The organism is Roseibium sp. AWQ4_290, from assembly GCF_056160985.1.
Genome location: NZ_JBSWYG010000006.1, coordinates 1 through 20,464, shown reverse-complemented (window position 1 = coordinate 20,464; position 20,464 = coordinate 1). Strand labels below are relative to the sequence as shown.

General features: G+C 59.4%; 18 protein-coding genes and 1 pseudogene. 7 read left to right on the top strand and 12 right to left on the bottom strand.

What is annotated here, in order from left to right:
* Positions 1-180: 180 nt before the first annotated feature.
* Positions 181-500 (top strand): annotated as a pseudogene (locus tag ACXAH0_RS07560) (DUF2293 domain-containing protein).
* A 125-nt stretch (positions 501-625) separates the two neighbouring features.
* Here ACXAH0_RS07560 and ACXAH0_RS07555 read toward each other — a convergent pair.
* Both ACXAH0_RS07555 and ACXAH0_RS07550 read right to left on the bottom strand, forming a co-directional pair.
* Entirely contained in the window at positions 626-1,018 is a 393-nt protein-coding gene (locus ACXAH0_RS07555; protein WP_475190069.1) for a RidA family protein, read from the bottom strand.
* A 106-nt stretch (positions 1,019-1,124) separates the two neighbouring features.
* On the bottom strand, positions 1,125-1,745 hold the full coding sequence (locus tag ACXAH0_RS07550; RefSeq protein ID WP_475190068.1) for an MOSC domain-containing protein: 621 nt from the start codon (positions 1,743-1,745) through the stop codon (positions 1,125-1,127).
* A 704-nt stretch (positions 1,746-2,449) separates the two neighbouring features.
* Here ACXAH0_RS07550 and ACXAH0_RS07545 point away from each other — a divergent pair.
* On the top strand, positions 2,450-2,614 hold the full coding sequence (locus ACXAH0_RS07545; protein WP_475190067.1) for a hypothetical protein: 165 nt from the start codon (positions 2,450-2,452) through the stop codon (positions 2,612-2,614).
* Positions 2,615-2,676: 62 nt separating this feature from the next.
* Here ACXAH0_RS07545 and ACXAH0_RS07540 read toward each other — a convergent pair whose 3' ends face one another.
* The 3 genes from ACXAH0_RS07540 to ettA form a co-directional block, all read right to left on the bottom strand.
* Positions 2,677-3,489, bottom strand: coding sequence for a hypothetical protein (locus ACXAH0_RS07540; RefSeq protein WP_475190065.1), 813 nt, complete (start codon positions 3,487-3,489; stop codon positions 2,677-2,679).
* Between the two features lie 153 nt (positions 3,490-3,642).
* Positions 3,643-4,623, bottom strand: a complete 981-nt coding sequence (locus ACXAH0_RS07535) for an endonuclease/exonuclease/phosphatase family protein (RefSeq protein WP_475190063.1) — start codon at positions 4,621-4,623, stop codon at positions 3,643-3,645.
* A 74-nt stretch (positions 4,624-4,697) separates the two neighbouring features.
* Positions 4,698-6,347, bottom strand: a complete 1,650-nt coding sequence (ettA, locus tag ACXAH0_RS07530; protein WP_475190061.1) for an energy-dependent translational throttle protein EttA — start codon at positions 6,345-6,347, stop codon at positions 4,698-4,700.
* 565 nt (positions 6,348-6,912) lie between these two features.
* Between ettA and ACXAH0_RS07525 the strand changes: the two genes are divergently transcribed.
* Both ACXAH0_RS07525 and ACXAH0_RS07520 read left to right on the top strand, forming a co-directional pair.
* Positions 6,913-8,883 (top strand): methyl-accepting chemotaxis protein, encoded by a 1,971-nt coding sequence (locus ACXAH0_RS07525; protein WP_475190058.1) that lies wholly within the window; start codon positions 6,913-6,915, stop codon positions 8,881-8,883.
* A gap of 225 nt (positions 8,884-9,108) precedes the next feature.
* Positions 9,109-10,062, top strand: a complete 954-nt coding sequence (locus tag ACXAH0_RS07520) for a 2-hydroxyacid dehydrogenase (RefSeq protein ID WP_475190055.1) — start codon at positions 9,109-9,111, stop codon at positions 10,060-10,062.
* Between the two features lie 54 nt (positions 10,063-10,116).
* Here the strand turns inward: ACXAH0_RS07520 and bla are convergent, their stop codons facing one another.
* Together bla and mnmC2 are read right to left on the bottom strand one after the other, a co-directional pair.
* Positions 10,117-11,016 carry a class A beta-lactamase gene (gene bla / locus ACXAH0_RS07515; RefSeq protein ID WP_475190276.1) on the bottom strand — a complete coding sequence of 300 codons (900 nt, stop codon included), beginning with the start codon at positions 11,014-11,016 and terminating at the stop codon, positions 10,117-10,119.
* Positions 11,016-11,786 (bottom strand): tRNA (5-methylaminomethyl-2-thiouridine)(34)-methyltransferase MnmC2, encoded by a 771-nt coding sequence (gene mnmC2, locus ACXAH0_RS07510; RefSeq protein ID WP_475190053.1) that lies wholly within the window; start codon positions 11,784-11,786, stop codon positions 11,016-11,018. The genes bla and mnmC2 overlap by 1 nt, the downstream gene beginning before the upstream one ends.
* 89 nt (positions 11,787-11,875) lie before the next feature.
* Here mnmC2 and ACXAH0_RS07505 point away from each other — a divergent pair, with 89 nt between their 5' ends.
* Positions 11,876-13,072, top strand: a complete 1,197-nt coding sequence (locus ACXAH0_RS07505; RefSeq protein ID WP_475190052.1) for an NAD(P)/FAD-dependent oxidoreductase — start codon at positions 11,876-11,878, stop codon at positions 13,070-13,072.
* Between the two features lie 144 nt (positions 13,073-13,216).
* On the opposite strand, the gene ACXAH0_RS07500 is transcribed toward ACXAH0_RS07505, so the two are convergent.
* Entirely contained in the window at positions 13,217-13,423 is a 207-nt protein-coding gene (locus tag ACXAH0_RS07500) for a hypothetical protein (protein ID WP_475183467.1), read from the bottom strand.
* Positions 13,424-13,646: 223 nt separating this feature from the next.
* Here ACXAH0_RS07500 and ACXAH0_RS07495 point away from each other — a divergent pair, with 223 nt between their 5' ends.
* The gene (locus ACXAH0_RS07495; RefSeq protein WP_475183471.1) at positions 13,647-14,120 is read left to right on the top strand and encodes a YbaK/EbsC family protein; all 474 of its coding nucleotides are present in this window, start codon (positions 13,647-13,649) and stop codon (positions 14,118-14,120) included.
* A gap of 57 nt (positions 14,121-14,177) precedes the next feature.
* Here ACXAH0_RS07495 and ACXAH0_RS07490 read toward each other — a convergent pair whose 3' ends face one another.
* The 4 genes from ACXAH0_RS07490 to cysQ all read right to left on the bottom strand — a co-directional run bounded on the left by ACXAH0_RS07490 (position 14,178) and on the right by cysQ (position 19,153).
* On the bottom strand, positions 14,178-15,191 hold the full coding sequence (locus ACXAH0_RS07490) for a GDP-mannose 4,6-dehydratase (protein ID WP_475190050.1): 1,014 nt from the start codon (positions 15,189-15,191) through the stop codon (positions 14,178-14,180).
* A gap of 196 nt (positions 15,192-15,387) precedes the next feature.
* Positions 15,388-17,295, bottom strand: a complete 1,908-nt coding sequence (cysN, locus tag ACXAH0_RS07485; protein WP_475183480.1) for a sulfate adenylyltransferase subunit CysN — start codon at positions 17,293-17,295, stop codon at positions 15,388-15,390.
* Position 17,296: 1 nt separating this feature from the next.
* The gene (cysD, locus tag ACXAH0_RS07480; RefSeq protein ID WP_475183483.1) at positions 17,297-18,226 is read right to left on the bottom strand and encodes a sulfate adenylyltransferase subunit CysD; all 930 of its coding nucleotides are present in this window, start codon (positions 18,224-18,226) and stop codon (positions 17,297-17,299) included.
* A gap of 69 nt (positions 18,227-18,295) precedes the next feature.
* The gene (gene cysQ, locus ACXAH0_RS07475) at positions 18,296-19,153 is read right to left on the bottom strand and encodes a 3'(2'),5'-bisphosphate nucleotidase CysQ (RefSeq protein ID WP_475190047.1); all 858 of its coding nucleotides are present in this window, start codon (positions 19,151-19,153) and stop codon (positions 18,296-18,298) included.
* 709 nt (positions 19,154-19,862) lie between these two features.
* On the opposite strand from cysQ, the gene ACXAH0_RS07470 reads away from it, so the two are divergent.
* Positions 19,863-20,252 carry a PilZ domain-containing protein gene (locus tag ACXAH0_RS07470; RefSeq protein WP_475190044.1) on the top strand — a complete coding sequence of 130 codons (390 nt, stop codon included), beginning with the start codon at positions 19,863-19,865 and terminating at the stop codon, positions 20,250-20,252.
* The last annotated feature ends 212 nt before the right edge of the window (positions 20,253-20,464 follow it).

Genomic DNA, 20,464 nt, shown 5'->3' with positions numbered 1-20,464 from the left:
ATCCGTCAGCCTTTCGCCTGAGTCTAGGATGCGGGTCGATATGAAGCGCCCCAAGACGCATGGAAGGAGAGTGACCGCCGGAATGACGCTATGTATAAGACCGGAAACTCCAGAAACGGCCGTTCAGGGACGATGCGCAGCCCCGCCCCTCAGAACGACCAACCGGCAGGATCAATCGGCATGACCGGCGGCACCAAGCGGCAGAAAGAGATGCGCAAGGCCCTCAGAGCCCTCTTGCCACGGGTTCCCCTTGGCGATGCGGAAGCAATCCTTGCCGGAGCCCTTGCAGGTCATCTGAGGCATTTGCCACCCTCCATTTCGCTCTGGCAGGCCACAACAAGTCATGTCCGCCATGTGCACACGGAGTATGATGCGCTGCTGGCGGAGGGCTATGACCGGGACTCTGCCCGCCACTTTGTGCTGGACGCCATGGAAAGCTGCTGCGGGACTGGGGTTGCAACCGGACTGTGTCCGGCGCTGAAGACGAAGAGATCCTGTGACGGTCCCGCCCACGTGCGGCAAACCGGTGAAGCGCTTGTCATGGCGCTCAACAATCCGGCAACCAGGACCAGTGATTTCAACGGAAAAGACAAACAGGTTTGCATCCATATGAACACGGCATGTGTTAGGGACGGCGCGCTACCAGATCAATCTCCACCAGGGCATCAACCGCCAGCCCGGAGACCCCGACGCAGGTTCTTGCCGGCAGCTTGCCTTCGGCAAAAAACGCGCTGTAGGTCCGGTTTATCGCCTCATAGTCGCGCTTGAATTCTGTCAGATAAACCCTTGCGAAGACAACATTCTCAAGTCCGAGCCCGACGCCCTTGAGCACCAGTTTCAGGTTTTCCATCACCCGTTTTGTCTGCGCCTCGATCCCGCCCGGCAAGGGAACCTCCGGCGCGTCCGGGTCCGTTGGCATCTGGCCGGTTACAAACACCCAGCCATCCGCCTCCACAGCGTGGGAAAACGGAGCAACCGGCTGCGGCGCGCCGCCAACCATATGATGAAGTGGAAGCATGTATCTCCTGTCCTTCTTCTGGTTTCTGGGGAGGGCAGTCTCTGCCAAATGGGTCCTGCCCCCTGCGCTAACGGAAGACCGTCCGCCTCCGGGGCTTCGGGCCTCCTCAGGTTTCTTTCGGGTAGATCCACTGCTCCGGCACATGGGCGGTCACAGCCTCTCCGGCCTGGATCACCCCTGGCTTTTCAACATAGCCCACAAGACCGCGCAGGCCCCTGGCTTCCCGGGGAAACATCAGGTCCAGCCCTTCCCGGTCCGGATAGTTTGCGGCAATGGACTCACCGGCAAACCGGCACGGGGCATTGTCCCCGTCCACCCGGATCACGGTTCCGCCCTCAAACACCAGCCGGGTGCGCGGCGGTATCCTTGTCAGGCTGGCCAGCCCGGACAGGGTGACGTTGGCGCCGATCCACTCGGGCCTCACCTCGGGAAGCATCATCTTTTCGGCAATCTGCGCCAGTTCCTCATTGGACAGGAGCGAGATCTGCCGCTCATTGCACATCTCGGTGCCCCTTGGATACCAGGGCTCCCGTCCGCCGGACTTGCGGGTGAACCCGGCATGGCGGTCCCCCGGAATACCTTCAAATGTCAGCTCCAGATCCTCGACAGCTTCGGTCTGGAAATCCTCCGGCCGCGCTGTGCGATAGACACCGGTCACCGTACCGGCAAGCTTGAATTTCGGGGTCACCTTGATCGCTGCGGGCAGCAAGGAAAGCTGGTCGCTCATTTGGGCCTCCTTCGAGGGTCTGGCAGTGCGGTAAGACACAGGTCCGCGTGGCTCGGTCCGATAGGCAAATGCACCAGACTGACCAGAACTGGTTTTAGGGGACAGCCAGGGAAAGCACCAACAATTCCTCTTGATGAATTGATCACAGGCTGTGGCCTTCGACATCAGAAATGTATTCGGAGCCGCAGCCCACTGGGCCACGCTAAACTTTCGGCAATATTGCGTCCTATTTCTGCCTTCGAAGATTTCGTTTCAGGATACTGTTTCGAAAAAATATAATTCTCGAAACATGCGCGGCATGCGTGAGACTCACGAGCGAAAACGCCTGCGGCAAGTTGATCAAAATTTTCGGACGCCAGCGTCTGCTTTCACAGCGTATCGGTTTTCTTTTCCTCAACATGTCAGGCCAGATCACCAATAAAGCGCCGGTCTCCGAAATCCAGAGGCACATGATCGGGACGGCACTTTAGGTTTTCGCCGCTGCGAATGCCCTGCTTCTGAACGGAGATTCTGCAGGCAACATTCCAAAGCTGTCCTCGCCCCGGATCGACACTGTCCTTGAGACAGGAACGCTCCGCACAGCACAGCAAACCATCGATCACGTCCTTGAGGAGCTGCAGCGCCGCCGCGACAAACGCCCCTGGGACACGGAAAAGGTTGTCGCGACTCTCAAGCAGATCCAGCGCGGGTCAATCCCCTCACGCATGAGTGCGCTCAATGCCAAGATCCCGGCGGACCGGACCGGTCCGTCCGGTCAGGAATTTGGTGCCCTGACCGAAGACCTCAAGAACATCTCCATGTCAATCGCGGTCAGTTCCGCAGACAGCATGCGCCACTTGCGGCACGTCCAGAACATTGGCGGCCGGTGAGGCGGAGACCAGAGCACTGGCGCTCTCACAGGCAGCAGGGCGAAAGAACATGCGCAAGAACCCTATTGGAGCGGGACCGTGCAGACCATCTGGGTGTGCTGGGAATTGATCCAGCAATTGGGCGGCAATGGCCCTGTCGGAATTGGATAATAGTAATAAGGTGGCCGGTTTGCGGCGTTCGCAATCGCCGCTCCGGTCGCCACGCCAGCCGCATAGGCCCCCGGATGGTAGTAGGGCCCATAAGGGCCGTATGGCGGATGAACCGGGTGATAGGGAGGATAATAAGGGTGGTATGGATGATGCCAGGCCCGGCACCGCGGATCCTGCGGGGCATGGTAACAATAAGGCCCATAGGGCTCGAACCCCACAGCCCCAGGTGCAGTCCCGGCCCTGCCATGGCGGTAGGGCCGTGCGCTGCGGTCGACAAAAAGGGCGACACCCGCCGCGCTTTCGGGCAGCTCCCCCCGCAGGACCGTGACACCATAGCGCATGGATGTCCCGTCTGACTGGGCAGAGTTCAGTTCGACCAGCGCAGGCGCCTTGTCCGTTTCCCCCAAGATCGACACCACTGCATTGGGCGGGTCTCCCTTGAAACCGTCCTCCTTGTCCCAAAAGGCCGCAAAGTCCGCATTTGAGATCTGGCCACCAACCCGATAGGGGCGGTCACTGAAGAACAGAACTCCGGCTGCCACCCCGGACAGCGTCAGCGTGCCTTCTGCGAACTGCATCTCACCAGCCTGCTGCACGAAATCATAGGTTGGTGGCGGGGACGGATCCCCATTGGCCGGCTGTGCCTTTGCCACTGCGGCCGCAAAACCCGCAAACAGCCCTGCCCCAATCACAGCGCCTGCAATCCGTGTCTGAAGTGTCACCATAAATCTCTCCTCCGCGCACTTTTACCTAACGGAAATAATGCAACCGGAGTCTGACGGTGGCAAAGAAAAAGAAAAAGACGCGGTTTGCCTCCGCCGCTCCCGAACTCGATTGCAATCATCTGGAAAAGGAGGCGGCGTGCTCTCGGCCTGAAACTATTCCCTTCCCGCTTGTTCAGGGTCCTTTCGGCTCAGCAAGATCCCGGCAAAGAGCGGCCAGTGGTCCGAGCCCAGGAAAGGACCGACGTGGCAGTGGCTGGCGGAGACAGGCCCTTTCAGGAACAGGTGATCCAGTTCCAGTCCGAAACCGGGGACCGGGGCGAGCCAGGTCGGGCTCCAGCGCGTGCCGCAGGCGACCTTTTTCAGCCCGCTACGCGTTTGCAACTGCCGCATCAAAGGCGACCAGGAGACTGCGTTGAAATCGCCCGCGACAAGAACGGCCCCCTTCTGCACAGCAACCTTTTCCGCGAGCGTTTCCAGAATTGCCCTTTGGCGCGTCGCATAATCCGGACGCAATGGCGGCGGTGGATGCAAGGCGAACACTGTCAGACAGGATGCTTGTCCATCAAAACAATAGGCAGCTACCGTCAGCGCAAAACCGTTCGTCCCCACGCGGATCCGCTTCGAATGCTCCGGGGGTGTGCGCGACAGGATCACAGCGCTTGGCCGTCCGAACAAGGCCTGACGCGCTGTGCCAGCAACATGTACCATGCCTGGAAACCGGGCGAGAAGGGCCGCATCCGCTGGCCCGGGAAGCTCTGTCAGGATGAGAATATCAAATGCCGTTTTTTCATGCTCCTGCGCCAGCCTGTCCAGTGCAGCGGATCGGCCGAACAAATTGAGAGCCCCCACCCTGACCGGGGTGCCCTTCCCGGCGCCCGGTTCCACGAACCGGGTCGTGCTGCCAAGGTCCATCTGCAAGAGGGATACAGCCGCCAGCACCAGAACCAGGAGTGCAAAGGCAAACCGCCGCTTTATGCAGGCCAGGACGGCTAGCCCCAGACCGGCCAGAACACATTGCGCCTGAAAATGCCCGGCGACAGTCAAAGGCCAGACGGGATGTGCCCAGACCCCCGCCCCGGTGAGGCAGGCAAAGGCGGCAAACAAGGCATTGAAAAACCGCATCAGGAAAGACATGGCCCTTCCCTAACGCAAAAAGGGCAGTCACTTGGCTGCCCTTTTCAGCATTTTTTATGCAGTTTTGAGCGCGATTAACGCGTCAGCGGCTTGTACTTGATCCGGCGCGGGTCGGCGGCGTGCGCGCCGAGGCGGCGGACCTTGTCCTTTTCATAATCCTCGAAGTTGCCTTCGAACCATTCCACATGGCTGTCGCCCTCAAAGGCCAGCATGTGTGTGGCCAGACGGTCAAGGAACATACGGTCGTGCGAGATCACCACGGCGCAGCCAGCGTAGTTTTCCAGCGCATCTTCAAGAGCCGCGAGGGTTTCCGTGTCCAGATCGTTGGTCGGCTCATCGAGAAGCAGAACGTTGGCTCCCTGTTTGAGGACCTTTGCCAGATGTACCCGGTTGCGCTGACCGCCGGACAGGTCGCCCACCTTGGCCTGCTGGGCCGGGCCCTTGAAGTTGAAGGACGAGCAATAGGCGCGGGAATTGATTTCCTTGTCGTCGAGATAGATCACCTCGGCCCCGCCGGAAATCTCTTCCCAAACCGTTTTGTCCGGGCTGAGCTTATCCCGCGACTGGTCGACATAGCCGAGCTGCACACTGTCGCCGATAACGACCTTGCCGCTGTCCGGCTTTTCCTGACCGGTCAGCATTTTAAAGAGGGTCGACTTCCCGGCCCCGTTCGGGCCGATCACGCCGACAATGCCGCCGCGCGGCAGCTTGAAGGACAGGTCATCAATCAGGAGCCGGTCTTCAAAGCCCTTGGAGACACCCTCGACCTCAATGACATTCGCGCCGAGCCGTTCGCCAACCGGAATGAGGATCTGCTCGATGGACGGCTGACGCTCTTCCTGGGCGGACAGCAGGTCCTCAAAGGCCCGGATACGGGCTTTGGATTTGGTCTGACGGCCTTTCGGGCTCATGCCCATCCATTCCCGCTCGCGGGCAATGGCCTTGGAGCGGGCCATGTTCTCGCGGCCCTCCTGCTCCATGCGCTTGGTCTTCTTTTCCAGATAGACCGAATAATTGCCTTCATAGGGGATGCCCTGACCCCGGTCGAGCTCCAGAATCCATCCGGTGACATTGTCCAGGAAGTAGCGGTCGTGGGTGATGATCAGGACAGAGCCCTTGAACTCGCGCAGGTGGCGTTCCAGCCAATGCACGGTTTCCGCGTCCAGGTGGTTGGTCGGCTCATCGAGCAGCAGCAGGTCCGGCTCGGACAGAAGCAGCTGGCACAGGGCCACCCGCCGGCGTTCCCCGCCCGACAGGTTCTCCACCGCACTGTCGGAGGGTGGGCAGCGCAGGGCTTCCATGGCCATCTCGACCTGACTTTCCAGGTTCCACAGGTCCTGGGCGTCGATTTCGTCCTGAATCTGGGCGGCTTCCTCGGCGGTTTCATCCGAGTAGTCCATCATCAGCTCGTTATAGCGGTCGAGCTTGGCCTGTTTGTGGGCCACGCCTTCCATAACGTTTTCCATGACCGTCTTGTCTGGATTGAGCTGGGGTTCCTGCGGCAGATAGCCAACCTTGGCACCTTCAGCTGCCCAGGCCTCGCCGGTATACTCCTTGTCGAGCCCGGCCATGATCTTCAAAAGCGTCGACTTACCCGCCCCGTTCGGGCCCAGAATGCCGATCTTGGCGTCCGGGTAGAAGGACAGGTGGATGTTGTCGAGGACTTTCTTGTCGTTATAGGCCTTGGAGAGGCCGTGCATGTGATAGATGAACTGGCGCGCCATGGGGCTCCGCTTCTCCACTTTCGAAAACTGACGGGATTCTTTGGAATTCTGCCGGGACTTTTAGGGGAAATGGCTGCCGGGGGCAATGGGCTTCACACGTTGCCGACCGGTTCAGCCCAAAAAAGGAACGACCGCCCGGCCAACCCCGCGCCGGGATCAAATGGGCCCGTCTCAAATCCAAGATGCTGTGGTTTCCTCTCCGTCTTTGACAGGTCAGACGTTTTCGGCCCTTTCAGCAAGTTCCGGCGCCCCAAATCCGGCCGCAAGGTCTTTTACTGCGCGCCAACCCGGCAAAACGACACCGAATCCTGACCGGGAAATGCACGCAAAAAGCCTATCTACACATTTTATTTGCCACACCATCAAAAAGCGTGAAAATTTATTATTGTCAAAACCACCAACTCGCAAACAAAACTGAATCAATTCACTCATTATTATAATTTACAATACTCTTCAGCTTCTGATTAAGCTTTGCACCCAAAATTAAAACCGTAAGTTTTTATTCATCTCTCAGTACAATCTTATTTGAAACTGGCTCTTGCCAAATTTCAAAGAGGCCCTAGCAATGCACGTCCGTCTTTCAGTTGCTGCTAAAGTACTTTCTATAGTTGCCTTTCTCAGTCTGGTTATTATCGCCCAATCCATCTTTAGCGTGAGCCAGCTGAACAAGATCGGAAGGGAACTGGAGACCATCGCGGAATCCGACATTCCCCTGACCGAAGTGATCAGCCGGATCACCTCCCATCAATTGGAACAATCGATCCTTTTTGAACGGCTTCTGCGGCTGAATGGTCTGGCAACCGGGGACATCGACGAGCAACGCCGGAAAGCTGAGCAGAAATTCCTTGAATATGCAAGGCTGGTGGACGCTGAAATCCTCGAAGGCGAACGGATTGCCGAAGAAGCGCTGAAACACGCCTACGACACCAAGACCCGCGCCAAAATCAGTCACGTGCTTGAAACCCTTAAGCGGATCGAAACCGAACACAAGATCTATGACAAACACGCGGAAGACATCATCGCTCTTGCCAGCACCAATGAGATCGACAAGGCACAGGGCCTCCTCGGAACGATTGAAGCGGAAGAAGAAAAACTCAACCACACACTGGTGGAGCTTTTGCATGAGATCGAGAGGTTCACCCTTGAAGCAACCCGCGCGGCGGAACAGCATGAACGCGACACTGTGCGCATTCTCATCATCGTGGCTGTGCTGTCGACCTTGGCCGGTGTCTTTGTCTCCGCAGTTATTGCCCATATGACGGTGACCAAGCCCCTGCGCAAGGTTGTCGATGCCCTCAACCGGCTGGCGGACAATGACCTGACCGCCGCAGTGAACGTGAAGGGCAATGACGAAATCGCCGATCTGGCGAGGGCCTTCAGCCACTTCAAAGACAAGCTGTTGATGATGCGCAAGCTGGAGGAAGACCGCAAAGAGGTGGAGCGGGAAAACATCCGGCAGCGCCGTGAGACCCTGACGATGATGGCGACCGACGTGAAGGACAAGACCGACCAGGGCATTGCCACGATTGCCAAGAGCGCGGACGAAGTGGAAATCCAGTCCGGCAACATGCGGACCGAGCTGGAGCGCGCTCATGAGCGGATCAATGACCTGCTGTCCCAGGCCCAGGAAACCCACAGGCGCTCCGAAGAGGCGGGCGAACTGTCCGAAGGCCTGCTGACGGCGATCAGCGAGGTTGCCGAGAAGACCGACAAGACCCATGAACTGACCACCGAGGCTGTGTCTTTGTCCTCCTCCTCCCATGACACCATTGGCGAGCTGGCCAGCGCGGCGGAAAATATCGGCCAGTTTGTCTCTGTCATCAGCGACATTGCCGAAAAGACCAATCTGCTGGCGCTCAATGCCACCATCGAGGCCGCACGGGCGGGAGAAGCCGGCAAGGGCTTTGCCGTCGTGGCTTCGGAAGTCAAGGAACTGGCCGAGCAGACCAACCGCTCCACCGAACAGATCTCCGAGCAGGTCGTCACCATTCAAAGCAAGACAGGGGCTGCGGTCTCCTCCATCGACAAGATCATCGAAAGCATCGGGCGTCTGAGCGAAATGGCTGCCTCCGTGGCTTCGGCGACGGAAGAGCAGCGGGTGACCACGGAGAATTTCGGCCAGATTGTCAATGACAGCGGCAGCGCGGTCGGCAGCATCACCGAGGGCATGTCGGACGTCGCCCAGATTGCCCAGCAGACCCTCGCCTTTTCCACCGCCATGAATGACAAGACCACGGCCATGGCCGCCGCCGCCCAGACCATGCGCGAGGAAATTCCTGCCATCATCCAGGCGTCGCTGGATGAGACCGAACGGCGCTCCCAACCGCGCACCGATGTGAACCAGCAGGTTCCTGCGCGCGACCCGGCCGGGGACTTCAAGGTCCTTCTTCTCAACATGTCCGATAGCGGCTGCTGCATTATCCCCCCGGACCGCGCACTTCTCGACCCGCTGGAGCTCAACATCCCGGGCGAAGGCTGGCGCCGATTCTCCATGGTCTGGACCGAACAGGACCGGGTGGGCCTGGAGCGGGTTTAAGATAGCGCCGCAGCCCTGCGGCAAACAACAATCGGAACGCTCCGCACACAAGGTTTCAGCGGAGCGTTCCGATATATCTGGTGATTTGGCACCACCGAAGGCAACACAAATCTTCGCAGACACCACAAGCGGCAGGCCTGTACCACCTCAATTCGGGCTTTTCTTGCAGGGCTGAATCTGTAAGGTCTAGAGGCACCTACCTGTAATTGCCGTTCCGGATTACCCATGCCCAAGACCGATATCCTGATTGCCAAGAAGATGCTGCCGCTGGTGGAAGACCAGCTAGACGCGGCCTTTTCCGTTCACCGGCTCTATGAGGCGGCCGACCCGGCTGCTTTCCTGAAGGAGATCGGGGCGCAGATCCGGGGTGTGGCCCTGACCGGAACGGCGGTGAATGAGGCCTTTCTGGCCCCCCTTCCAAATGCGGAAATCGTGGCAAGTTTCGGCGTCGGCTATGACCATGTCGACACAAAGGCCTGCCTTGATGCCAAGGTGATGGTCACCCACACGCCGGATGTCCTCAGCGAGGAAGTCGCTGATACCGCGCTTGGCCTTTTGCTGATGACCGTTCGCGAGCTCGGCCAGGCCGAGACCTGGCTGCGGGACGGCCATTGGACCGGCAAAGGCGCTTATCCCCTGACCCCGACCACCTTGCAGGGCCGCACGCTTGGCATTTTCGGCCTGGGCCGGATCGGCAAGGCCATTGCCAAACGGGCCGAAAGTTTCGGCCTGACCATCCACTATCACGGCCGTACGCAGCAGGACGGCATTGCCTATCCCTACCACGCCAGTTTGCGGGATATGGCGGCCGCCTGTGATACGCTGATGGTGGTCGCTCCCGGCAGCGCCCAGACCCACCACGCGGTGAATGCCGAAGTTCTGGACGCGCTCGGGCCAAACGGCATTGTCATCAATGTCGGCCGGGGCTCTGTGATTGACGAATCGGCCTTGATCATGGCACTGGAAGACGGCACCATTCTGGGCGCCGGGCTGGATGTTTTCGAACACGAACCGGAGGTTCCAGAGGCCCTGCTGCACCTGCCCCGGGTGACCGTTCTGCCCCATGTAGGATCTGCATCCCAGGCAACGCGCAATGCCATGGGCCAGCTTGTGGTGGACAATCTGAAAAGCTGGTTTGCCAATGGCACCGCTATCACTCCTGTTCCGGAAATGACATGACGGCCCCCGGGGCACGGATTCCCATGCCCCGGATCACCGCAATTACGCTATGTATCAGGGCCGTGTCAGGCTCTCAGCCAGCGCAGCCCCGATCTCGGCAATCGCCTTGTTGCGGTCGTTAAAACTCGCCTGCGTCTGGGTGATATAGATCGCGATCACCACCGGAGCCCGTCCTTGCGGCCAGATGACGGCAATGTTGTTGCGCGATCCGTTCTGGCCCGCACCGGTCTTGTCGGCGATGCGCCAGTCCTTTGGCAGCCCGGCTCTCAAGGTTGCGTTGCCAACTGTGTTGCCTTCCAGCCAGCCGGTGAGCTTTGCCCGCGCAGCCTCCGGCAGGGCACTCCCCAGAACAAGACTTTGCAGGCTGCGCGCAGCGGCGTCCGGTGTGGTCGTGTCCCGGTCATCTCCAGGAATGCCGCTGTTGGAATCCGGTTCCCAGCGGTCCACCCGCGTTGCCGAGTCGCCGATCGCGCGCAGATAGGCTGTCACCCCCTTGGGCCCACCGACCGCCTTCATGACCAGATTGGCCGCCCCGTTGTCGCTGACCGTTACCGTGATCCTGCACAAGTCCTCAAGCGTGACAGGAGCGCCGCCGACCCGTTTTTCTGTTACCGGCGAATAGGAAACAATATCGCTTTGCTGAATGGAAACCGCGTCTTCAAGATCCACGGCTCCGCTCTCCGACGCCTCCAGCAAGGCCGCACACAAAAAGGTCTTGAACGTGCTGTTTGTGGGAAAACGTTCCCCACCTCGATGGGACCAGGTGCCGCCGGAATGTGTCTCAATGACTGACACGCCAACCCGGGCGCCCAGACGCGCTTCAGCCTCCGCAACCACATGTGCAACAGGGGCCGGATCGAAGTCGGCTGCCCCTGCGGCCTCCCCACAAAGAGCTGGCAAAACAAGGACCGGCACAAGCACGCCCAGGACTGTGCATGTGTGGTTTCCCGACATCATTTTATCTCCCGAAAACGAAAGGTCTTGTCTGCCATCTTCCAGCCCACGACCATTTCCCGTTTGCCTGCAAAGCCCGGTTTCTTCTCCACGGCAAATCCGGCCGCCTGAAGATTGCGGCGCACCCAGCCAGCCGCTGTATAGGTCGCAAGCGTCCCGTCTTCGGCGGTCAGAGCCGCGGTTTTGGCCAGAAGCGCGTCCCCCCAGAGTTCCGGGTTTCTGGCCGGGCTGAACCCGTCCAGATACCAGGCATCCACGGGCGGGATCACGACAGCGCCGGAGGGCACTCCTGAGGCCGTTGCTTCCCGCACCAGAACAAGATCCGATATCAGCTCACGGGCATCGCCGACTCCGAGCAAAAGCTCCGCTCCGGCAATCTCCATCCGGCACCATCCCGGCTGCGGTGCCCAGCACTCCACAAGCTGGGCCGTCAGTGCGGCAAGCTCGGGAAATGCCCCCAGCGCGCGTGTCAACTGGTCCCGTGTGAACGGATAAAGCTCAAAGGAGACAAAGCAGACCCTGGTTTTCAGGCCTGCCACTGCCAACGCGTCCAGCGTCGTGAGAAAATTCAAGCCCGTTCCGAAGCCGAATTCGGCAATCGTGAAGGCACTGCGCCCCTCCAGCCGTTCTGGCAGCCGGTTTCCGGCCAAAAACACATGACGGGTTTCTTCCAGCCCACCCGCCTTTGAAAAATAGGTGTCGTCAAAGTCCGGCGCTCGCGGAACATCGCCCTGCAGCCATTCAAGCGTGGGTGCCGTTTCCCTGGTCATGTGCGGTCCACATCAATTCCTTTGCCAAGCGTGGTCACATCTCATAAGAGAACCGCGCGAGCCAATCAATCCTGAGGACTGCCCCTGCCATGGCGCCTGACGCTGCCGCCCCGTTTGATCTTGCCATTGCCGGTGCCGGAATTTTCGGCCTGTCCATCGCCCACCGGGCGCTCCAGCACGGCTTGCGGGTGATTGTTCTGGAGGCGGACAAGGTGGGCGCCGGGTCCAGCGGCGGTTTGCTGGGAGCTCTGATGCCGCACATGCCTGCCCGCTGGAACCCCAAAAAAGAATTCCAGTTCCAGGCCCTCGCATCCCTGGACGCTCACATCGCTGCCCTGGAAGCGGAGACCGGGCTTTCCTGCGGCTATAAGCGCTGCGGACGCCTCCTGCCGCTGACAACGCAGGACAAACTGGAGCACCATCTGGAGCGCGCGGAGGAAAGCAAGCTGCGCTGGCGGCCGCAAGACACCGGCTTTTCCTATCAGGTGGAGCCGGCTGGAAGCCGCTCGGACTGGCTGAGTGCGCAAGCCGCCCCCCATGGCATCGTCTATGAAACCCTGGCCGCGCGGGTGTCCCCGCGCGCCTATCTTGCCGCCCTTGCAACCTTTGTGTCCGCCCGGGGCGTGTTGAGGGAGGGCACAAAGGTCACCGGGTTCGATGAGGATGGCGGCCTTGTGCTGCTGGACGGGCACCCGCCCATCGCTGCCCGGCATCTGGTCTTAAGCGGCGGCTTTCACACCTTCGCCCTGATTGAACAGCTGACCGGCGAGCAGATCGGGCGCGGCGAGAAAGGCCAGGCCCTTCTTCTCGATGGCTCTGGCCTGGAGGACCGGCCTGCAATCTATTGCGACGGGCTCTATGTGGTGCCCCACGACGATGGCACGGTCGCGGTTGGCAGTACGTCGGACCGGACCTTTGAAGATACCCGACCGTCTGCGGAGCGCACCGCTGAGCTGATTGCCAGAGCCAGCGCCTTCTGTCCTGACCTGACCGGGCGGGCCGTTCTGGACGAATGGGCAGGCATTCGCCCGCGCTGCAACAAGCGGGATCCGCTGGTTGGGACCCTGCCAGGCTTTGAGCGCCTATATGTGGCAACCGGGGGCTTCAAGATTTCCTTCGGGATTGCCCATCTTATTGCCGAGTGTTTTGTCTTTGAACTCACCGGCACACAGGCATCTTTTGCGCTGCCGGAGACTTTCCGGCCAGGCCATCACTTTGGCGCCAGCCGGCTGGCGCCGGATGCGGCCTCTGGCACAAACGGCACCGGCACACACGGCTCCGGCTGAGACCAAATTCAAGTGATGGAGACCTATCTGATGAGGTCGGAATGATGGGTGTGGCGCAGCGCATGCCGACGTCGAAAGACACGGACGTTGGGGTCCGGCTTCAAACGGAACAGTCTTTGCAGGCTGGGCTCTGGCGCAGCGTGATCAAAAAAGGGAGAACAACGAATAGAGGCCATAAAGGCTTAAGGAGACAGACCCCCAGACCAGAACGTTCTTGGCCAGCAGAAGCCCAAAGGTGGCCTCCCCGCCCGCACGCGGCTGCAAGACAACCCGTTCGGTTCCGTTCAAACGCGGATCGCGAACTTCTTCAGCGGTTGTCATGGCTCTGGCCATCTGGGCATTCCTTGGCATGTGGCGCTCTTCTAAACGCGAAAACGTATTGCTCTGCTACGTTCTTCATAAGCAATAAGGCCTTCTCATTTAACGCACGTTTAAAAACAGTATGAATGCTTCCTTAAATTGCAACAGGTGGTTTTTAATCATATGCACAAATCGTTTTCACACCTGTTGATATGTTTACCCTTCCACATCCCCCAAAACGTGTATTCCCCACATCAGGAGTGAGACAGACCCCATGAGCCTTGAAAGTGTCCGTTCCCATCTGGCCACGGCCGCCCCGGATCTTGAGATCATCGTGACTGACGAAAGCAGCGCAACGGTTGATCTTGCTGCCAAAGCCCATCGTGTGGCCCCGGGGCAAATTGCCAAAACCCTGTCTTTTCAGCTCAAGGACAGGATCTTTCTGCTCGTGGCCCGTGGCGATGCCCGCCTGGACAACAAGAAGGCCAAGGCCGCCTTTGGCGGCAAGATCAAGATGCTGTCTCTGGAAGAGGTGGAAACCCTGACCGGGCATCCGGTCGGCGGGGTCTGCCCGTTTGGGCTCGCCCAGGCGCTGCCGGTCTATTGTGATATCTCGCTGAAGGATTTTGACATCGTCATCCCCGCCGCCGGAGCCACAAACGCCGCCGTGAAGATCCCGCCGCAACGCATGGCCGACATTACCGGCGCTGAGTGGGTTGATGTCTGCCAGCCGCCTGCCGGAAGCTGATCGGTTCAGGAAACGGCTGGCGGGCATCACTTTGGGCGCGCTGGGACCACGCAGGTCTCAGACCCGATAATAGTCCCGGTACCAGGCCACAAATTTTGCCACGCCTTCTTGAACGGACGTCTTGGGGGAGTAACCGGTCAGCCGATGCAGAAGATCCGCATTCGCCCAGGTGGCCACAACATCACCAGGCTGCATCGGCATCAGATTGCGCTCCGCTTTCCGCCCGGTTGCAGCTTCAATGGCGTCGATAAAGTCGGTCAACCGGACGCTTTTGGAGTTGCCGATATTGACGATCCGCCAGGGCGCCACCGGGGATAGGCTGTCGCCCTCGGGCACTTCTTCCCCCTCCTGCGGGCGCACAGGCACGGCGTCCATGAGCAGGCGGATGCCCTCAACCAGATCTTCCACATAGGTGAAGTCGCGCCGCATGTCGCCATAATTATAGACGTCGATGGGGCGGCCCTCGAGAATGGCCTTTGCGAATTTGTGGTGGGCCATGTCCGGCCGGGCCCAGGGGCCATAGACGGTGAAAAACCGGAACATGGTGACCGGCAGGCTGTAGAGATGCGCATAGGAATGCGCCATGGCCTCGGTCGCCTTCTTGGTGGCCGCATAAAACGACACCTGATGGTCGGCCTTGTCGGTCTCCGTATAGGGCATGTGGGTGTTGGCCCCATAGGCGGAGGAAGTGGAGGCCAGCAGCATATGCTCCGGCGGATGGGCCCGGGCCGCTTCCAGAAGCTCGAACGTGCCGCAAATATTGCTGTCCAGATAGGAGCGCGGATTTTCAATTGAGTAGCGCACCCCCGCCTGGGCAGCCAGATGGATTACAAAATCCGGAGCCTCTGTGCGGAACAGGGACATGAGCAGATCCGGTGTTTCGATCCGATCGTTCACCGCCTTGAAATGCTCGTTCTGCAGAAGCATCTGCTGGCGGCGCTCTTTCAGCCGGACGTCATAATAGTCGGTCATGGCATCGAGACCAATGACCCTGAAACCGTCCTCAAGAAGACGCGTGCACAGAAAATATCCGATAAAGCCTGCGGAGCCGGTTACCAGTACAGTTTTCATCTGCGCCCGTCATCCTGTCACTGAATTGAATGCGTCGAAGGCGTCTTTAAAGGGCTTCGGGGCCCCGGGCAACGGCAAATCCCGGCGACCGGTAATTCTCTTGGATTATGTGACATCGCCTCCGCGAACGCCAGAACGGAACCGGGGAGAGAACGGCCGTTCCCTCCCCGTCCGCAATCGGCCTTGAAACGGCGTGTCAGCTTTTCAGGAAGCCGCGCTCACGCAGATAGGCGATCACCTCTTCGGCGATTTCGTCCGGGTCCCGGTCCACATTGCGCAGATGGATTTCCGGGCTTTCCGGTGCTTCATAGGGGCTGTCGATGCCGGTAAAATTCTTGATCTCGCCCCGGTCGGCCTTGGCATAGAGGCCTTTCGGGTCCCGCTGGCGGCAGATCTCGATGGGGGTATCGACAAACACCTCGATGAATTCCCCCTCTCCCATCAGATCCCGGGCCAGACGGCGCTCGGAGCGGAACGGCGAGATGAAGGACACGAGAGTGATCAGCCCGGCATCGGTAAAGAGCCGCGCCACCTCGCCGACACGGCGGATATTTTCCACCCGGTCCGCATCGGTAAAGCCAAGATCCTTGTTGAGGCCGTGGCGGACATTGTCGCCGTCCAGCGTGTAGGTATGGCGGCCATCGATATGGAGTTTCTTTTCCACGATTGAGGCGATGGTGGACTTGCCCGAGCCTGAAAGCCCGGTAAACCACAGCACCGCCGGTTTCTGGCCAAGCTTTTCCGAGCGGGCAGTCTTGTCGATATCAAGGTCCTGCCAATGAATGTTGCTGGCCCGGCGCAGCGCGAACCAGATCATCCCGGCGCCAACGGTGGCATTCGACATGCGGTCGATCAGGATGAAGGAGCCCGTGGACCGGTTTTCCTCATAAGGGTCAAAAGGCACGGCAGCGGACAGAGCGAAATTGCAGAAGGCAATCTCGTTCAGTTCAAGGGTCTTGCCCGCCACATGTTCAAAGGTGTTCACATTGATCTTGTGTTTGATCTCCGAGACGGTCGCCGTCACCGTGCGCGTCCCGATCTTCAACAGATAGGGGCGGCCCGGCAGGAGCGGCTCGTCATTCATCCAGATCACATGGGCGGCGAACTGGTCCGCCACTTCCGGCCGGTGGGCCGTGGAGGACAGAAGATCCCCCCGGGAAATGTCGATTTCATCTTCAAGGGTGATCGTCACCGCCTCGCCCGCGCGCGCTTCGGAAACCTCGCCACTGGCGCCGACAATCGCTTTCACCTTGGAGAGTTTCGCCGGACCGGCCACCACCAGCTCGTCCCCCAGAGACACCCGGCCGCTGGCAATGGTGCCGGAATAGCCGCGGAAGTCGAGATTGGGCCGGTTTACCCATTGTACGGGAAAGCGGAACGGGGCTTCCAGCGCCTGTTCGCCCACCTCAACCGTTTCCAGATGGTCCAGCAGGGTCGGGCCTTTGTACCAGTCCATGTGTTCACCCCTGGCCGACACGTTGTCGCCAAAACGGGCGGACATGGGGATGGCCATAAGGGTCTCAAAATCAAAGCCATTGGCAAAGACTTCGAATTCCTTGCGGATTTCATTGAAGCGGGACTCGGAATAGCCGACAAGATCGATCTTGTTGACCGCCAGCACCACATGGCGGATGCCGAGCAGCGAGGCAATAAAAGCGTGGCGCCGGGTCTGTACCATCAGCCCGTTGCGGGCATCCACCAGAAGCACGGCAAGGTCCGCTGTCGACGCACCGGTCGCCATGTTCCGGGTGTATTGCTCGTGCCCCGGCGTGTCGGCGACAATGAATTTCCGCTTGTCGGTGGCAAAGAACCGGTAGGCCACATCAATGGTGATGCCCTGCTCGCGCTCTGCCTCCAGCCCGTCCACCAGCAGCGCCAGATCAATATCTTCGCCAACCGTGCCGTGTTTGCGCGAATCCCGCTCCAGAGCGGCCAGCTGGTCCTCAAAAATCAGCTTGGTGTCGTAGAGCAGGCGGCCGATCAGGGTCGACTTGCCGTCATCCACCGAACCGCAGGTGAGAAAGCGCAGCTGGTCCTTGGTCTCCTGGGCGAGGATATAATCGGTGACTGCCGTTTCAGCGGCGTCCTGAACCTTGGTCGTCATCTTAGAAATATCCTTCCCGCTTTTTCTTTTCCATGGACGCGCTCTCATCCTTGTCGATCAGGCGGCCCTGACGCTCGGAGGTGCGGGCAATCAGCATCTCGCGGACAATGGCCGGCAGCGTGTCGGCATCCGATTCAATGGCGCCGGTCAGCGGATAACAGCCGAGGGTGCGGAACCGGACCATCTTTTCCTGAAGGACTTCGCCGGGCAGCAGCTTCATGCGGTCATCATCGGCCATGATCAGCATGCCGTCCCGCTCCACGACCGGGCGCTTGGCGGCCAGGTAAAGCGGTACCATCGGGATGTTCTCGGTCAGGATATATTGCCAGATGTCCAGTTCGGTCCAGTTGGACAGCGGAAACGCACGGATGCTCTCTCCCTTGGCCACCCGGGCATTGTAAAGGTTCCACAATTCAGGCCGCTGATTTTTCGGGTCCCAGCCGTGATTGGCATTTCGGAAGGAGAACACCCGCTCCTTGGCCCGCGATTTTTCCTCATCGCGCCGCGCCCCGCCAAAAGCCGCGTCAAAGCCGTATTTGTCGAGCGCCTGTTTCAAGGCTTCCGTCTTCATGATGTGGGTGTGAACGGAGGAGCCGTGATCAAATGGATTGATGTTCTTTTCCAGCCCTTCCGGGTTGGTATGGACCAGCAGATCAAGCCCGAGACGCTTGGCCGTTTCATCCCGGAAACGGATCATGTCCTGGAATTTCCAGGTCGTGTCCACATGAAGCAGCGGAAAGGGCGGCTTGGACGGGTAAAACGCCTTCATGGCCAGATGCAGCATGACGCCACTATCCTTGCCGATGGAATAAAGCATCACCGGGTTGGAGAACTCGGCCGCCACTTCCCGGATGATGTGTATGCTTTCCGCTTCCAGCCGCTTCAGATTGCTGAGGCGCTCAGGCGTGATCCCGTTCGATTGCATGTTCATGGTCTTGTTTTCCGTTTCGGCCGGCGCACCGGCTTTCTCTGGACTGTTTCTTTGCTTCTGGCGGCCTGCTCAAACGGCGGCGGCCGGTTGGGGCAGCAGCGCCCGCGAACTCACTGCGATGAAATGCGGATTGCGCAGATCGTCCTTCACCGCATTTTCCGGCACCCGGTAGACAAAATCCGCGCCGGTTTCTGCAAAAACAACCGCCCCGCCGGCCGCTCTCACCACCGCATCTCCAGCGGCAATATCCCATTGCATGGTCGGGGCAAGGCGCGGATAGAGATCCGCCTGCCCGGCCGCCACCCAGCACAGTTTCAAAGACGAGCCGACGGACAGGCGCTCCGCCACATTCAGCCTGCTGATCAATGCGGTTGTCTCTTGCGACAGGTGCGAGCGGCTGGCCAGGACGCTGAGCCCTTCAGCAGGCGGCTGACGCACGCAAATGGCCTCCGCTCCGGTGATACCGCCAGCCTCGATCCGGGCCCGGAAGGCCTTCCGGCCCTTGCTGTCCACCGCCCCATCAGAAGATCCGGATCCGCCCCCCCCCCAGAAAATATCGCCAAGGGCAGGTGCAGACACCACGCCGAAGACCGGGCTTCCGTCTTCCACAAGCGCGATATTGACGGTGAATTCGCCATTCTTTTTCAAAAATTCCTTGGTGCCATCCAGCGGGTCCACCAGAAAATAGCGCCTGCCAACGGCTGGCAGATTGCCCGCCTCCACCGCTTCTTCCGCAACGACGGGGATGTCCGGGAAAGCATCGGCCAAGCCTGCCAGAATGATCTTTTCTGCCGCGGCATCGGCCTTGGTGACCGGAGAGCCGTCCTGCTTGTTTTCCACCTCGAACGGCTCGGCATAGATCTTGAGGATTTCTTCACCGGCGCGCAGTGCAAGCTCAATCAGGACGGAAATCTGGTTGTCGGTCATAAATACCTCTGGCTGCTGGCCCGCCCCCCGGCGGATCAAGCTTTTGTTGCGGCGGCGCCCGGCAGAAGCGCCCGGCGGTCTTGAGGCACCGTAGTAGCGGGAACCCGTGCCTCAATTCAAGAAATGGCGTTCCACGAATGCACCGGAAAAGGAAATGCATCCGGTGCCTTGCACCGTCAGAAAGGTGATTGTTCCGGTTTCTCCGTCCTTTGGCCCCGGCAAGACCTGAAAGGCCGCAAAGGAGCTGGCGGTGGGCCCTTTTTCGAAGCTGCCAGGCGCTCTTCCCACTTCGGCAAGAGTAAGAGACGCCGGCTGGGACCGCAACCAGCTCGATACCGACCGGATCCAAACCACTCCAGTCCGCAGGCAGCCCTTTGAAATTTAGTTAAATTGTAAGCTTTTACCTTAAATTACATATCTCCTGAAAACAGTCCTCAAAACACTGCGCTGAAATATTAGAAATGACATATTAACCCGGCATAGGAATTTCGGGCCTTTCTGTCATTTAGACAGCATTGACTGCTTTGGATTCATTTCTTGGCAAGGCGTAGCGCCTAGACTTGATCCTGCAGAAAGGCTGACCGCTTCATCGAAACGATGCGAGAACACCATGACCAACGTCACTCCCGCCCCGCAAGACACCGCGGCAGACACAGAAGAACAGTTTCTCCCTCGTGAGCGCCGGGCGCGCGTTTACAAGAAGGGGAAAATGGTTTTTCAAAATGGCCTGAGGTCCATTCCCTGCGTTGTGCGCAATCTGTCCGATGGCGGCGCGATGCTGGAATTCGAGCAGCCTTACATTCTGCCCAAGGAATTCGAACTCTTTATCGATCTGGAAGACTATGAAGTGGCTTGTGAGCGCCGCTGGGAAGAAGGCCTGCGCTGCGGTGTCATGTTTACCGGAGAAAAGCGCCAGGTGACCCAGCAGCGCTTTCAAACCCTGAAACCCTCTGAAACCGCTCTTCAGGATGACGCAAATTTTCTGCGCGACCAGCAGGAAGACCCGGCCGCCTCCGCAGAAGCCCCCGGTGCGGCAGACAGCGGCCGCCCCCAGCCGGCCCCGACAGGCGGCAAAACGGGCTTTGGCAAAAGACGCTGAGCATAAACTCCCCGCGGAACTCTGGCGGATCTGGTCATAATTTCACATAATGACAAGGTGTCCTTGCACTACTGTCCGGGAAAATTGAATTGGAATTGATTTTCCGGATTTTGTTTGTCGACCCTGTCGTTTGGATTTAGCAGTCGGGTTATGTCGCATAAGTTGTGGATGTGGTTTCCGGCGACGGCGGCGAGGCGTTTCAACGGCACGGT

Excerpts from the sequence above, each read along its gene's own strand:
- mnmC2 (WP_475190053.1), bottom strand. The coding sequence starts at position 11,786 with ATGACCAGGGAAACGGCACCCACGCTTGAATGGCTGCAGGGCGATGTT.
- ACXAH0_RS07495 (WP_475183471.1), top strand. The coding sequence starts at position 13,647 with ATGAGCCTTGAAAGTGTCCGTTCCCATCTGGCCACGGCCGCCCCGGAT.
- ACXAH0_RS07500 (WP_475183467.1), bottom strand. The coding sequence starts at position 13,423 with ATGCCAAGGAATGCCCAGATGGCCAGAGCCATGACAACCGCTGAAGAA.
- ACXAH0_RS07540 (WP_475190065.1), bottom strand. The coding sequence starts at position 3,489 with ATGGTGACACTTCAGACACGGATTGCAGGCGCTGTGATTGGGGCAGGG.
- ACXAH0_RS07505 (WP_475190052.1), top strand. The coding sequence starts at position 11,876 with ATGGCGCCTGACGCTGCCGCCCCGTTTGATCTTGCCATTGCCGGTGCC.
- ettA (WP_475190061.1), bottom strand. The coding sequence starts at position 6,347 with ATGGCGCGCCAGTTCATCTATCACATGCACGGCCTCTCCAAGGCCTAT.
- ACXAH0_RS07520 (WP_475190055.1), top strand. The coding sequence starts at position 9,109 with ATGCCCAAGACCGATATCCTGATTGCCAAGAAGATGCTGCCGCTGGTG.
- ACXAH0_RS07550 (WP_475190068.1), bottom strand. The coding sequence starts at position 1,745 with ATGAGCGACCAGCTTTCCTTGCTGCCCGCAGCGATCAAGGTGACCCCG.
- ACXAH0_RS07490 (WP_475190050.1), bottom strand. The coding sequence starts at position 15,191 with ATGAAAACTGTACTGGTAACCGGCTCCGCAGGCTTTATCGGATATTTT.
- cysD (WP_475183483.1), bottom strand. The coding sequence starts at position 18,226 with ATGAACATGCAATCGAACGGGATCACGCCTGAGCGCCTCAGCAATCTG.
- ACXAH0_RS07545 (WP_475190067.1), top strand. The coding sequence starts at position 2,450 with ATGAGTGCGCTCAATGCCAAGATCCCGGCGGACCGGACCGGTCCGTCC.
- cysN (WP_475183480.1), bottom strand. The coding sequence starts at position 17,295 with ATGACGACCAAGGTTCAGGACGCCGCTGAAACGGCAGTCACCGATTAT.
- ACXAH0_RS07470 (WP_475190044.1), top strand. The coding sequence starts at position 19,863 with ATGGTTTTTCAAAATGGCCTGAGGTCCATTCCCTGCGTTGTGCGCAAT.
- ACXAH0_RS07535 (WP_475190063.1), bottom strand. The coding sequence starts at position 4,623 with ATGTCTTTCCTGATGCGGTTTTTCAATGCCTTGTTTGCCGCCTTTGCC.
- ACXAH0_RS07525 (WP_475190058.1), top strand. The coding sequence starts at position 6,913 with ATGCACGTCCGTCTTTCAGTTGCTGCTAAAGTACTTTCTATAGTTGCC.
- bla (WP_475190276.1), bottom strand. The coding sequence starts at position 11,016 with ATGTCGGGAAACCACACATGCACAGTCCTGGGCGTGCTTGTGCCGGTC.
- cysQ (WP_475190047.1), bottom strand. The coding sequence starts at position 19,153 with ATGACCGACAACCAGATTTCCGTCCTGATTGAGCTTGCACTGCGCGCC.
- ACXAH0_RS07555 (WP_475190069.1), bottom strand. The coding sequence starts at position 1,018 with ATGCTTCCACTTCATCATATGGTTGGCGGCGCGCCGCAGCCGGTTGCT.